The organism is Aliivibrio sp. EL58, from assembly GCF_900312675.1.
Lineage (GTDB): Bacteria > Pseudomonadota > Gammaproteobacteria > Enterobacterales > Vibrionaceae > Aliivibrio.
This window is the reverse complement of record NZ_OMPC01000012.1, coordinates 179,556-193,167: the sequence shown is the minus strand read 5'-3', so window position 1 is coordinate 193,167 and position 13,612 is coordinate 179,556. Positions and strand designations below refer to the sequence as shown.

Genomic DNA, 13,612 nt, shown 5'->3' with positions numbered 1-13,612 from the left:
ATTAGGTTGATATTATCGTAATGCATAAAAAAGGCCGATGTTAATACATCGGCCTTTTTGTTATCTAAAGAAAATACACTAAGAACACTATTAACTATAGTGGGAAATGAATTACATTCTCCGTACGACATAAACCAATTTCAAGTTCATGCTGCTGTCCATCTAATGTCACTACAATCAAATACAAATCATCAGAACTTTGAGAGTTATCACTCCAATATTTTGGCGCTTCAACCTGAAATAATGCAGATACATGATCGCCTCTTACATCAACAGGAAGCGTTAATGTCATGCCATCAAATTTAATGCTAGCTGAAATTAAATTGGGTTTATACATCTTGAAATGAACATCGACTTTAAGCTCACAACCGTGATGCCAAATTTGCTCTACACTAATATGGTTTAGAGAAAGATGGGGAATAGGCTGGAAAAAACAGACACCAAATACACCAATATCATCTTTTATATCAATCTCTTGAACTGCACCAAAGCGGCGATGATAGGCTTGATTAATTTCGCATACTTGATTGTCTAACTCTTCATCCAACAACCAATCATCGTCATCCTCTTCTAAAAAGAGAACTTCAAAACGGTTACCGCCTAATTGTAAAAACTCTTTGATGTCTTTACGGTAGCGAGTCATTTTTTCAGTACAATCAAATACAGCAACACCATTAATTCTCACTTCGGCATAGCGAGAAATTCCACTCATCACTAATTCAATCGCAGGATAATTCAGTAATGTTTCATCCACTTCAAAAAAACGCATTAAATGCCATTCTTGATTATTCGCCTCTGCAACAGAAAGTGCTTCATAAGCAGAAGCGACACCTTGTTGAATTGGAATGTCTTTAATCGGCAATGCAGTGTCTGTTAACGGTGAAAGTTGCCATAACGCTTCTTCACCATTAAGTATGATTCTTGAGTTCATTTATATATTCATCCCTAAAAAAATGCCCTACACTTGTATTACAAGCCTAGGGCACAGTCTCTCAATTGTCGTTATTTGACAATATTTTTATTCTTCGTCGCCATCTTCGATAACGTCATACTCAGCGTCTTCGCCTTCGTAGTATGTACCCCAACCATCATAGATAATGTCGAATTTCTCAGCGAGTAGAACTAATTTTTCAACTTGAGCATCGATAACGTCTGCATCTAATATTGAGTCCATCACGGCATCACAACATAAGATTTTAGCACCGTCTTCGTCTTCTAGCTCTTCAGCTTCTAATACTTCAAAACCCATTTTAAATGCTTCTACTACTGCATTTTCTAACGCTTTAAAGTCTTCCGCCATTAAATGGTGTTCGATAGCATACAGTGCATCCGGCTCACTACCATCGGCTTTTAGTGATTCAATAATTTCGCGCGTTTCCGCTTTTTGCAATTCAAGAAATTGCTCAACCGATAGATATTCATCTTCTTGAGACATAGTAAGGCTCCACACTGTATAAAATAATAGAAATTAACTCAGGCATTATAGCCTGCTCAAACCAAATTCCCTAGCACTTCAATAATTAAAGAATATTTAGCTGCTATACGGTATTATTTCTCTTACTAGCTGTAGATATTAGAAAGGAATCTTATGAATAAGCTATTTGTTGGCTCTGAAATTGGTCAACTTCGCCGAGTTATTCTTCACCGTCCAGAAAGAGCGCTAAGCCATTTAACACCGACGAACTGTCACGACTTACTCTTTGATGATGTATTATCGGTTGAAAAAGCACTTCTTGAGCACGATCAGTTTGTTTTAACATTACAATCTCAAGATGTTGAAGTACTTCTCTTACAAGACTTACTCGAAGAGACACTACAGCACCCTGAAGCAAAACAATGGCTGTTAAAGCATCAAATCTCTCACTATCGTTTTGGCCCTACCTTTGCAAACCAAATCAGAGCCTTTTTACTTGAAAAAAGTAACAAAGAACTTGCCTCAATTTTATTAGGTGGCCTTGCCTTTATTGAGCTGCCATTTAAAGCGCCTTCTATGTTGCAGCAATTGAGTGACCCGTTTGATTTTGTCATTGACCCATTACCAAACCATTTATTTACTCGTGATACTTCATGTTGGATCTATGGTGGTGTCTCTATCAACCCAATGGCAAAAGCGGCAAGAAAAAGAGAATCAAATCATTTACGTGCAATTTATCGCTGGCACCCTCTATTTTCTCAACAAGTATTCCCGCAATATTTTGAAGATGAAAACCGAGATTACGACAATGCAACCATTGAAGGTGGCGATGTATTAGTGATCGGTAAAGGAAATGTGTTAGTTGGGATCTCTGAGCGAACGACTCCCCAAGGGATTGAGAATCTAGCAAAGCAATTATTCCGAACTCATCAAGCCAAGCAAGTTATCGCGATTAAGCTACCTGAAGATCGATCATGTATGCATCTAGATACGGTAATGACTCATATGGACCATAACGTATTCTCTGTCTATCCAAGAGTCATAAATAAAGACATGCCGTGTTGGTCAATTACCCCTTGTGGTGAACAACAATTAGCGATTAAAGAAATGCCAAACTTTCAGCAGATATTAAAATCCGCATTAGAGTTAGATGAACTCAATATCATCACTACTGGTGGTGACAGCTACGAAGCAGAACGAGAGCAATGGCATGACGCTAATAATGTATTAACGATTAAGCCTGGTGTTGTTGTGGCTTATGAGCGTAATACTTACACCAATGAAAAGTATGATAAAGCTGGCATTACTGTTCTTCCAATAACGGGAGATGAACTTGGCCGTGGCCGTGGTGGAGCAAGATGTATGAGTTGCCCAATAGAAAGAGATGGAATTTAACACGGCAAACACAATAATAAAAAATTAAATATATATTCACAAAATACGCATTTATATGTTTAAATGATATTTATCGGATTTGATATGCACAGCTAGGAGCACACTATGGCTTTTAATATACGTAATAGAAACTTTTTAAAACTCTTGGATTTTACTCCAAAAGAGATCGCACACTTACTTGAACTTTCTGCTGATTTAAAAAAAGCAAAATACGCTGGGTATGAACAACCTCGCCTCTCAGGTAAGAACATTGCACTTATTTTTGAAAAAGCCTCTACTCGTACTCGCTGTGCCTTTGAAGTTGCTGCTTTTGACCAAGGTGCTAAAGTCACTTATCTTGGTCCTTCAGGTTCTCAAATTGGCCAAAAAGAATCGATGAAAGACACTGCTCGTGTACTTGGTCGTATGTACGATGGCATTGAGTATCGTGGTTTTGGGCAGTCTATTGTTGAAGAGCTCGGTAAGTATGCTGGTGTTCCAGTTTGGAATGGATTAACTGATGAGTTTCATCCAACACAAATTCTGGCAGACTTTCTAACAATGCAAGAATATGCAAATGGTAAACAGTTAAATCAAATTACTTTTGCCTACCTTGGTGATGCTCGCAATAACATGGGCAACTCGCTGATGGTTGGCGCAGCAAAAATGGGCATGGAGATCCGTCTTATTGCACCAAAACAGTTTTGGCCAGAAGAAACATTAGTCGCTCAATGCCAAGAAATAGCAGCCCAAACTGGCGCCAAAATCATCCTAACGGAAGAAGTACAAACAGGCGTAAAAGGCTGTGACTTTTTATACACAGATGTTTGGGTTTCTATGGGTGAAGCACCAGAAGCATGGGATGAGCGTGTCGCATTAATGACGCCTTATCAAGTCAATATGGATGTGATTAAAGCAACCGAAAATCCAAACGTGAAATTCATGCACTGTTTACCCGCCTTTCATAATAATGAAACAGCCATTGGAAAAGAAATCTCAGAAAAGTATGGCATGAACGGTTTAGAAGTCACTGACGAAGTTTTTGAATCTGACTACTCTATCGTATTTGATGAAGCTGAAAATCGCATGCATACGATTAAAGCAATAATGGTAGCGACACTAGGAAGTTAATCTCTCTTGTTTTAAAAGAGTAATCAAAAGAAAATTTGATGCAAACGCTTGCTTAGGATTTTGATACGAGTATAATTTCGCGCAATTTACTAGGAAATTATGATGTTATTAACTTATCTTCATACAGCGGTCGACCGAGATTCTGCACTCACAGCGTGCGGTGGTCCCCTATTTTTTGAGTTTCCTAATTACCGATATTTTTAAAGCCTCCTATTTGATAGGGGGCTTTTTTTTGATTTCAATATGATAAATAAAAGGGAAGAGAGACTATGGCTAACTCGCTATATCAAAAGCACATCATTTCTATTCCAGAGCTTTCTCGTCAAGAGTTAGAACTGATTGTAGAAACAGCAGGTAATATTAAAAAAGAGCCTCAACCTGACTTATTAAAAAATAAAGTCATTGCGAGCTGTTTTTTTGAAGCCTCAACTCGTACCCGCTTATCTTTTGAAACCGCAATCCAACGCTTAGGTGGCTCTGTTATTGGGTTTGATTCTGCAGGTAATACTTCTCTTGCTCAAAAAGGCGAGACACTGGCAGACTCTGTTCAAGTGATTACCTCTTACGTTGATGCATATGTTATGCGTCATCCAAAAGAAGGCGCTGCACGTCTAGCCTCAGAGTTCTCTAATGGCACACCAGTCATCAATGCTGGCGATGGTGCGAATCAACATCCAACTCAAACGCTATTGGATTTATACACCATCTACGAAACTCAAGGGCGCTTAGATAATCTAAACATCGCTTTTGTTGGTGATTTAAAATACGGTCGTACCGTTCATTCATTAACCCAAGCGTTAGCTAAATTTAATGGCATTAAGTTCTTCTTTATTGCTCCAGAAGTATTAGCTATGCCTGATTACATCTGTGAAGAATTAGATGAGTTAGGCATTGAATATCAACTGTTAAATGAGATGGATGAAGCCATTCCTGAGTTAGATATTCTCTACATGACTCGTGTTCAGAAAGAGCGTTTTGATGAGTCTGAATACGCGCATATTAAGTCAGCCTATATTCTTTCAGCTGAAACGTTAGCACCTGCTCGTGAGAACTTAAAAGTCCTTCACCCGTTGCCTCGCGTAGATGAAATTGATATCGATGTTGATAAAACACCACACGCTTACTACTTCCAACAAGCTGAGAATGGTGTCTATGCCCGCCAAGCTCTACTGGCTTTAGTTCTTAACGAAACACTTTAGGGAGAAAAAATGATGCCTAACAAAACTCAATTACGTGTTGAAGCAATCAACAACGGTACGGTAATCGACCATATCCCTGCAAATATTGGTGTTAAAGTCTTAAAGCTATTTCAAATGGACAAAACGGCAGAGCGTGTAACGATTGGCTTAAACTTGCCTTCTTCAGCGCTAGGGTCTAAAGATTTATTGAAAATTGAAAATACCTTTGTAACACCAGAGCAAGCAAGTAAGTTAGCACTCTACGCACCACACGCAACGGTCAACCAAATTGAAAACTATGAAGTAGCGAAGAAGATCCCTCTTCAGTTACCGACACAAATTACTGGTGTGTTTGAGTGCCCGAACAGTAACTGTATTACCCATGGTGAGCCAGTTGAGAGTAGCTTTAAGGTCATTACAAAAAACGAAGATATTCACTTAAAGTGTAAGTATTGTGAAAAGGTTTATTCACGCGAAGTTGTCACTGATTTAAATTAATATCACATTTGATTCGATAATTTTCAGCCTCAGATCTTCTGGGGCTTTTTTATTGGTGAGGTTTGTTTTATATTGGGTTTATTGAACCTGACGTTCAACCATTCAAAAAGGAATCATTACAATGACTAAAGTTCTTCATACAGACAATGCTCCAGCAGCAATTGGTCCATACATTCAAGGTGTTGACCTTGGTAATATGGTACTAACTTCAGGCCAAATCCCTGTAAATCCAGCAACTGGTGAAGTGTCTGATGATATTGCAGAGCAGGCTCGCCAATCTTTAGAGAACGTTAAGGCCGTTGTAGAGTCTTCTGGCCTAACGGTTGCTGATATCGTTAAATTAACGGTTTTTGTAAAAGACTTAAATGACTTTGGTACAGTGAATGAAGTCTACGGCAACTTCTTTGATGAGCACAATGTAGCAAACTACCCTGCACGTTCTTGTGTTGAAGTTGCTCGTCTTCCAAAAGATGTTGGTATTGAAATCGAAGCAATTGCTGTTCGTAAATAATAATTATACCAATGTAACTAATTAGGTGATCTATTTATTACGTAGGAAAATCACTTAAGAGTAAGGCAAAAATTCTTATAAGTAGTTATTCTACAATAATAATTTTTAACGCAACTATTGAGTTATTTAACCAGTAATAATGATCAAATAATTAATGGAATTGGTATTACACCGTTAGAAATGAAGCTAGGCAGATATTAGTATTACTGATCTCTGCCTTATTTTTTATCTAATGTAGATAAGTATCGTATTGCTTTAGAAAAAACAGTATTAAACCAAACCGAAAACAGGGTCGGGTTATTTACTAATTCTTGCTTAATCTGACTCTCACTCCACCACTGTATGTCACTAACTTCATCAGGGTTCATCGTAAATTCAACATCAGGAGTATTAGCAAGTAATATGTAATCTTGCTCATGCTCACTCAAGCCATTTTCGAGCTCTGCCTGATAAATAAACCAGCCTAGGTTTTCAAATCTATCTGCAGTAACATCAACAATACCAATCTCTTCTGCTAATCGGCGTTCACCGGCTAATTCAACCGACTCATTGATTCTCGGATGTGAACAACAAGTGTTACTCCACTTCCCTTTACTGTGATATTTACACTCGGCACGTTTCTGTAGTAGAAATTGATACTCATTTTCTATTTTACGGTACAGTAAAACTGAAAAAGCCAAATGTAATAGGCCTTTTTCATGCGCTTCTAACTTTTCCATTGTACCAATGGCTTGACCTTGTTGGTTTACAAGGACGACTTCTTCTTTCATTATTATCTACACGTTTTAAGGATATACACATCAAAAACAAAAGGGTACACAGCAAGCTGCATACCCTTAAAATTATAATAAAAACTTAAGCTTGGTTGCGTTGTGCAACTTCTTTATTTAATTCTTCTAGCTTAGCTTTCATTTGTTCACGACATTCATTCGCTAGTTCACGAACGTTTGTTTTATCGTAACCATCAAGGCTCACTGGTGGTAAGATCTCAACAATCACAACACCATTATTCCAACGGTTTAATTTTACGCCTTCCGTATTACTACACACAATCGGAGTTACCGGAACTTCAGCCGCAATAGCTGCATGAAACGCACCCGTTTTAAATGGCAATAAACCACGACCGCGAGAACGAGTACCTTCTGGGAACATCCAAACAGAAACATTACGCTTCTTAATGTTATCAGCAACTTGAGCAATCGTACCTACCGCTTTGCTGCGATTATTACGGTCAATCAAGATATTACCAGTGATCCAATACAACTGACCAAACAGTGGCATCCACGCTAAGCTTTTTTTACCTACCGTTACTGTACGAGGTTGAATTGCACCAGAAACAGTGAATAAATCCCAGTTATTTTGGTGATTAGCAATGTATAAACTTGGGCCTGCATTTTTAACACTTTCCGGAACGCGAACTTCAAGTTTAATACCAAACACTCGAGACATACGAGCAAACCAAAGGCCAAAAGTATAAACGTGTTTTGGATTTCGCGGACTAAGTAAACAATAGCCGCAACCAAATACAAACGTAAAGACAGCAAAGATAGCCAGAGCAACTAGGCGTAACAATGCGATCATAAGTGTTTCTCCTACATACAAACAATAAAAAACCGGGTCATTATATACCCGGTTTCCGCTTAGCTTTGCAGCAAAATAATCAATAAGATTATAAATCGCTACTACGAACTCTTTCGATATTCGCACCTAATGCGGTTAACTTATCTTCGATCTTATCATAACCACGGTCGATATGATAAATTCGATCAACAATTGTTTCACCTTTTGCTATACAACCAGCGATAACAAGGCTTGCAGAGGCACGTAAATCCGTAGCCATCACTTGAGCACCACTTAAACCATCAGTATCACCACAAATAGCAGTATTACCTTCGATTTCAGCGTGAGCGCCCATGCGTTGCAGTTCAGGGATATGCATGAAACGGTTTTCAAAGATCGTTTCAGTAATGATACCTGAGCCTTTCGCCATCATGTTTAGTAAAGTGAACTGTGCTTGCATGTCTGTTGGGAATGCTGGGTGTGGCGCAGTACGGATATTTACCGCCTTCAACTCACGCCCTGTCATATCCAAGCTGATCCAATCTTCACCCGTTTCAACTTTAGCACCTGCTTCTTCAAGCTTAGCCAAAACAGATTCAAGTAAGTGTGCTTTAGTATTCTTACATACTACTTTACCGCCAGATACCGCAGCAGCAACAAGGAACGTACCCGTTTCAATACGGTCAGCAACCACTTCATGATAACCACCACCAAGGCGTTCAACACCTTCGATAGTAATGGTATCTGTACCCATGCCTGATACTTTCGCACCAATCGCATTTAGGAAGTTAGCAGTATCAACGATTTCAGGTTCACGCGCTGCGTTTTCTAAAATAGTTTTACCTTCAGCCAATGTTGCAGCACACATAACAGTGATTGTTGCACCAACACTGACTTTATCCATAACGATGTGAGCGCCTTTTAGACGACCATCAACTTCCGCTTTAACGTAACCTTCTTCAAGCTTAATCGTTGCGCCAAGCTGCTCAAGTCCGTGAATATGAAGATCAACAGGACGAGCACCGATAGCACAACCACCAGGTAAAGACACTTGGCCTTTACCAAAGCGAGCAACAAGAGGACCTAACGCCCAAATTGATGCACGCATCGTTTTTACAAGATCATAAGGAGCACAGAAATCATTAACGCCACTTGCATCAATATGAACTGAACCATTACGTGATACGTTAGCGCCTAAGCGTTGTAACAACTCCATGGTTGTATCTACATCGCGAAGTTTTGGAACATTTGCAACTTCTACTGGCTCTTCAGCAAGTAATGCAGCAAATAAAATTGGCAGTGCAGCATTTTTTGCACCAGAAATCGTAACCTCTCCAGAAAGTGGTTTTTCACTTCCTTGAATTCGAAACTTATACATTCAAAGGGCCTCTTAGAATAAGCTATTTAATTTTTTATCACGTGCCCACTCTTCCGGAGTAAACGCTTTTATTGATAGAGCGTGAATGGTATTTGTTGAGATGTGTTCCATCAAAGGTCCGTAGATGGTTTGTTGCTTTTTAACTCGGCTCATTCCATTGAACGATTCATCCACAGCAATAACTTCAAAATGGCTTCCTTCACCTTTAACGTGAATCTCTTGAAGTTGAAGTGCTGCGTCTAATAATTCTTTAATCTCGGCGCTTTCCATTACTCTACCTTTTGCGTTATTAAGTGATCAGCAAACAATGATTCCACATTACTTAATTGAATTAACGTAATGAGCTGATCAGGGACGAAAGCTAGCATTATATGACAGTTTTGATTTTTTGCATGCTCTATTAGGTGTAAAAGTAACACTACCCCTGCAGAGTCAATACGATTAACGTGACCTAAGTCTACCTTTACTTGAGTGACTTTAGGTTTCCATACTGTCAATTTTTTCCAAATATTAGGCACAGTCTCACGATCAAGAGGCCCATTTAAATGAATTTCATCCGCTTTCGCTTCACATAAATCCATTATTGGCATTATTTACTCCCTTCTAAGCGAATAGGTTGCTTCGCTAAAGAGGCTAATTCTTTACTTACTGAGCTAATGCCTTCTTTACGAATTTTACCATTCCACTCTGACTGTTTAGTCGATAAAAGGCTTACCCCCTCAGCAACCATATCGAAAGCCTGCCACTCTCCCGTCTTCTTATTTTTACGTAATTTAAAATCAACTTTTACCGTGGGACGAGCAGAATCTAAAATGTCTACTCGCACGCTGATGATCTTTTTCCCCTCAGGAATTTTTTTCGCTTTTTCTAATACAATCTTTTGGTCTTTATATAGCGTTAATACTTGAGCATAAGACGACACTAAATAACCACGAAACGCAGTAACAAATTCAGTGCGTTCTTCCGCTGACGTTTTCTTTAAATGTGTACCTAACAACTTATAAGCGGCATATTTCACATTGACGTACGGCATCAACTCTTCATCAACGACCGTTTTTAATATATTAGGGTTTGCCTGAATCGCACTTTGCTCTGCTTTTAAGCGCGCAAATGTCATTTCAGATACTTGAGCCATCATTTCATAGGGCTTAGTTTTATCGATTTCTTGAGCTTGAACCGCCCCTGTAAATACACTAATGATGATAGTAAAAATGCTAATCCACTGTTTCATTACTCTTCCTCACTTTTATCTGACGAATCACCACCAATGCTATACAGCACTTGCCCAATCATATCTTCTAATACTAAGGCTGATTTCGTATCTTCAATGTAATCGCCATTGCCTAGCATATCGATATCTTCATCCACAAACCCTGGAACAATACCAATATACTGCTCACCGATTAATCCTGACGTTAAAATTTGTGCTGCAGAGGTTTCAGGAAAAAAGCCAAATTGCTTATCAATTTCCATACTGACAATAGGTAAGTAACTTTCAGTGCCTAACGTGATCCCTTCTACTCGACCAACCACAACACCACCAATTTTCACTGGCGATCGTGATTTCAAGCTACCAATATTATCAAATTGAGCATTTAGCGTGTAATACTCACCACTGCCCCCACTACGAACGTCTGCTACTTTTAGCAATAACATCAATAACGCTGCCATTCCTGCTAAAACAAAAAGGCCGACAAAAAATTCTACTTTACGAGTCTGTTGCATAATTAATTCCCAAACATCAGTGCTGTCAGCACAAAATCAATTCCTAATACCGCCAGTGACGAATGCACTACCGTTCGTGTTGTTGCCAGTGAGATCCCCTCAGAGGTTGGTGTTGCATCGTAACCATTAAACAAGGCAATCCAAGTAACGATAAAGGCAAACACCACACATTTAATAAGACTGTTTACGATGTCATAACGCACATCAACCGATGACTGCATTAATGACCAAAAGCTACCGTAGTCAATGCCTTTCCACTCGACACCAACAATCTGACCACCCCATATGCCCACAGCCATAAATATCATGGCTAACAATGGCATTGAGATAATTCCAGCCCATAACCGTGGAGCAATAATTCGACGCAGTGGATCAACTGCCATCATCTCCATGCTAGAAAGTTGCTCAGTTGTTTTCATTAATCCGATTTCTGCCGTTAATGCTGAACCTGCACGCCCTGCAAATAATAATGCTGTGACTACCGGACCAAGCTCTCTTAAAAGTGATAAAGAGACAAGTTGTCCTAAGCTGGTTTCAGCACCGTAATCAACCAAAATGATATAACCCTGTAAGCTAATCACCATACCGATAAACAAACCTGAAACGATAATAATCACTAAAGAGCGAACACCCACTGAATATAATTGCGTTAACAATAATGGAAACATCTTCACGGGTTGAGGTTTTGAAACTATCGCCCCAAGTAACATAAAAGTGGCTCGTCCAAACACTTCACAAATCGATAATGCTCGCTTACCTATTTGCTCAATGGACGAAATAAGGGAAAAGTTACTCATGAGAAAATAGCACCTCATCTAATGGTTTAGCTGGAAAACGAAAAGGAACAGGTCCATCGGATCGTCCATCCAAAAATTGTCGAACTTGAAGATCGGGATTATTCTCCAACTCTTGTGGAGAACCTTGAGCAATTACCTTACCATTGGCAAGCAAATAGACATGATCAGCAATACTCATCACTTCAGGAACATCATGAGAGACGACAACCGAAGTCAAACCCAACGCATCATTTAAATTACGGATTAAATCCACTAGAACGCCCATGGTTATTGGATCTTGGCCAACAAAAGGTTCGTCATACATAATTAAATCGGGATCCAGAGCAATAGCACGAGCCAAAGCAGCACGACGAGCCATACCGCCAGAGAGTTCACTCGGCATTAACTCTGCCGCACCTCTTAGTCCAACCGCTTCAAGCTTTAATAATACGAGCGTTCGGATAAAAGCTTCTGATAATTCCGTATGCTCTCGTAGTGGAAAAGCAACGTTATCAAACACACTCATATCCGTAAATAGAGCGCCTGATTGAAATAACATCCCCATTTTATTTCGAGCAAGGTACAAGGCTTTACGCCCTAACTTAGGGATATTCCATTCTTCAAAATGAATATCACCTGACTCTGGTAAGATTTGCCCACCAATCAGCCTTAGTAGGGTTGTTTTTCCGATCCCTGATGGCCCCATGATGGCGGTAATCTTTCCTTTTGGAACAGACAAACTAATGTCATCAAAAATAACTCGCTCACCACGCTTAAAAGTCAGGTTTTCTACTTTTATTAAGGTTGTTTGTCTTTTCATATCAATACTATTCATCCAAAACCGTTTCCTAACAACTCCGCTATAAGTATACGTTAAGTTCCCCATTCAATTTCTTTTTTTTAACATTCTTACGAATATCCTTAAGTAAAGCCCTCCTTTTCTCTTTCCTTTTTGTCAGAGAAGCGTCAAAATTACCCAACTCAACTATAAAAACATCTTTTACAAAAGGAAATTAGCACAATGACAGAGCTGCTCATGCCAACTCTACTTCTTATCGTCGGCCTCTCTCTACTTGTTTGGGGCGCAGATAAACTGGTATTTGGTTCTGCCGCGTTAGCGAAAAACTACGGTATCTCTCCCCTTGTTATTGGTATGACTATCTTAGCGATGGGCTCATCAGCACCAGAAATGATGGTATCTGCCGCTGCTGCACTTGATGGAAAAACCGATACTGCAGTAGGCAATGTAATAGGCTCCAACATTGCAAATATTGCGTTAATTTTAGGTATTACCGCGTTAATTAAACCGCTTGCGATCAGTTCTGGCATTATCCGCCGTGAATTACCTCTCATGTTGATTGTAACCTTGCTTGCTGGGGCAATCATGTATAACAACTACCTTGGCTTTTATGAAGGTGTGTTATTGATTGTTCTTTTCGCTGCATTTATTGTTGCTATGCTTTACATCAGTAAGAGTGAGCAAAAGAACGGGGACATTCTGCTTGATGAGCAAGAATCAGAAATACCAGAAGGCGTAGAAAACAAAACAGCCTTATTCTGGGTGGTTGTCGGACTTATTTTACTTCCTCTTGGCGCTAATATGCTGATTGATAACGCCGTGGTTATCGCAAAACACTTCGGTATGAGTGATCTGGTTATCGGTCTGACCATCATTGCTTTAGGTACTAGTCTGCCAGAGCTTGCAGCGTCTGTTGCTGGTGTATTAAAAGGTGAAGATGATATGGCTGCTGGTAATATTATCGGCTCAAACGTCTTTAATATCCTTGCAGTAATGGGCATCCCTGCCCTTATCAACCCATCAGCAATTAGCCCTGATTTAATGGGCCGTGATTTTTATGTCATGATGGGTGTTTCAATCTTACTGCTATTTATGGCACTAGGTAAGAGTCGCAGCATTAACCGAATTGAAGGTGGTATCTTAGTGACGTGCTTCTTGGTATATCAAGGCTATCTTTTCTACACAATTTAAAAATATGTCCGTTTAAATAAAAAATATAGGCTTGTTAATTAGTAAAAAATACTTTATTAATTAACAACCTATCTATT

At 39.3% G+C, this 13,612-nt stretch carries 17 protein-coding genes; 6 read left to right on the top strand and 11 right to left on the bottom strand.

Annotated features, from left to right (window positions below; genetic code table 11):
• Nucleotides 1–94: 94 nt before the first annotated feature.
• Together ED622_RS18935 and rraB are read right to left on the bottom strand one after the other, a co-directional pair.
• Complete coding sequence (locus ED622_RS18935) at nt 95–931, bottom strand: hypothetical protein (RefSeq protein WP_122036597.1); 837 nt, start codon at nt 929–931, stop codon at nt 95–97.
• 87 nt (nt 932–1,018) lie between these two features.
• Complete coding sequence (rraB, locus tag ED622_RS18930) at nt 1,019–1,435, bottom strand: ribonuclease E inhibitor RraB (RefSeq protein ID WP_122036596.1); 417 nt, start codon at nt 1,433–1,435, stop codon at nt 1,019–1,021.
• Nucleotides 1,436–1,588: 153 nt separating this feature from the next.
• On the opposite strand from rraB, the gene arcA reads away from it, so the two are divergent.
• From arcA to ED622_RS18900, 5 genes are all read left to right on the top strand, one after another.
• Nucleotides 1,589–2,809 (top strand): arginine deiminase, encoded by a 1,221-nt coding sequence (gene arcA, locus ED622_RS18925; RefSeq protein ID WP_122036595.1) that lies wholly within the window; start codon nt 1,589–1,591, stop codon nt 2,807–2,809.
• Between the two features lie 105 nt (nt 2,810–2,914).
• Nucleotides 2,915–3,919 carry an ornithine carbamoyltransferase gene (gene argF / locus ED622_RS18920; protein ID WP_122036594.1) on the top strand — a complete coding sequence of 335 codons (1,005 nt, stop codon included), beginning with the start codon at nt 2,915–2,917 and terminating at the stop codon, nt 3,917–3,919.
• Between the two features lie 269 nt (nt 3,920–4,188).
• Nucleotides 4,189–5,118, top strand: a complete 930-nt coding sequence (pyrB, locus tag ED622_RS18910) for an aspartate carbamoyltransferase (protein ID WP_045102909.1) — start codon at nt 4,189–4,191, stop codon at nt 5,116–5,118.
• Nucleotides 5,119–5,130: 12 nt separating this feature from the next.
• Entirely contained in the window at nt 5,131–5,595 is a 465-nt protein-coding gene (gene pyrI / locus ED622_RS18905) for an aspartate carbamoyltransferase regulatory subunit (RefSeq protein WP_122036755.1), read from the top strand.
• Nucleotides 5,596–5,716: 121 nt separating this feature from the next.
• Nucleotides 5,717–6,106: a RidA family protein gene (locus ED622_RS18900; RefSeq protein ID WP_045102910.1), complete on the top strand. Its 390-nt coding sequence runs from the start codon at nt 5,717–5,719 to the stop codon at nt 6,104–6,106.
• Nucleotides 6,107–6,324: 218 nt separating this feature from the next.
• Here the strand turns inward: ED622_RS18900 and idi are convergent, their stop codons facing one another.
• The 9 genes from idi to mlaF form a co-directional block, all read right to left on the bottom strand.
• On the bottom strand, nt 6,325–6,876 hold the full coding sequence (idi, locus tag ED622_RS18895; protein WP_122036592.1) for an isopentenyl-diphosphate Delta-isomerase: 552 nt from the start codon (nt 6,874–6,876) through the stop codon (nt 6,325–6,327).
• Between the two features lie 85 nt (nt 6,877–6,961).
• Complete coding sequence (locus ED622_RS18890) at nt 6,962–7,687, bottom strand: 1-acylglycerol-3-phosphate O-acyltransferase (protein ID WP_045102912.1); 726 nt, start codon at nt 7,685–7,687, stop codon at nt 6,962–6,964.
• Nucleotides 7,688–7,775: 88 nt separating this feature from the next.
• Nucleotides 7,776–9,044, bottom strand: a complete 1,269-nt coding sequence (murA, locus tag ED622_RS18885; RefSeq protein ID WP_122036591.1) for a UDP-N-acetylglucosamine 1-carboxyvinyltransferase — start codon at nt 9,042–9,044, stop codon at nt 7,776–7,778.
• 12 nt (nt 9,045–9,056) lie between these two features.
• Complete coding sequence (ibaG, locus tag ED622_RS18880; RefSeq protein WP_122036590.1) at nt 9,057–9,314, bottom strand: BolA family iron metabolism protein IbaG; 258 nt, start codon at nt 9,312–9,314, stop codon at nt 9,057–9,059.
• Nucleotides 9,314–9,634 (bottom strand): lipid asymmetry maintenance protein MlaB, encoded by a 321-nt coding sequence (locus ED622_RS18875; protein WP_122036589.1) that lies wholly within the window; start codon nt 9,632–9,634, stop codon nt 9,314–9,316. The genes ibaG and ED622_RS18875 overlap by 1 nt, the downstream gene beginning before the upstream one ends.
• The gene (gene mlaC / locus ED622_RS18870; RefSeq protein ID WP_122036588.1) at nt 9,634–10,275 is read right to left on the bottom strand and encodes a phospholipid-binding protein MlaC; all 642 of its coding nucleotides are present in this window, start codon (nt 10,273–10,275) and stop codon (nt 9,634–9,636) included. Before mlaC ends, ED622_RS18875 begins: the two co-directional genes overlap by 1 nt.
• Complete coding sequence (gene mlaD, locus ED622_RS18865) at nt 10,275–10,769, bottom strand: outer membrane lipid asymmetry maintenance protein MlaD (RefSeq protein WP_122036587.1); 495 nt, start codon at nt 10,767–10,769, stop codon at nt 10,275–10,277. Before mlaD ends, mlaC begins: the two co-directional genes overlap by 1 nt.
• A 2-nt stretch (nt 10,770–10,771) precedes the next feature.
• Nucleotides 10,772–11,566, bottom strand: coding sequence for a lipid asymmetry maintenance ABC transporter permease subunit MlaE (gene mlaE, locus ED622_RS18860; RefSeq protein WP_122036586.1), 795 nt, complete (start codon nt 11,564–11,566; stop codon nt 10,772–10,774).
• Entirely contained in the window at nt 11,559–12,365 is an 807-nt protein-coding gene (mlaF, locus tag ED622_RS18855) for a phospholipid ABC transporter ATP-binding protein MlaF (RefSeq protein WP_162922577.1), read from the bottom strand. The genes mlaE and mlaF overlap by 8 nt, the downstream gene beginning before the upstream one ends.
• A gap of 201 nt (nt 12,366–12,566) precedes the next feature.
• On the opposite strand from mlaF, the gene ED622_RS18850 reads away from it, so the two are divergent.
• On the top strand, nt 12,567–13,535 hold the full coding sequence (locus ED622_RS18850) for a calcium/sodium antiporter (RefSeq protein ID WP_122036584.1): 969 nt from the start codon (nt 12,567–12,569) through the stop codon (nt 13,533–13,535).
• The last annotated feature ends 77 nt before the right edge of the window (nt 13,536–13,612 follow it).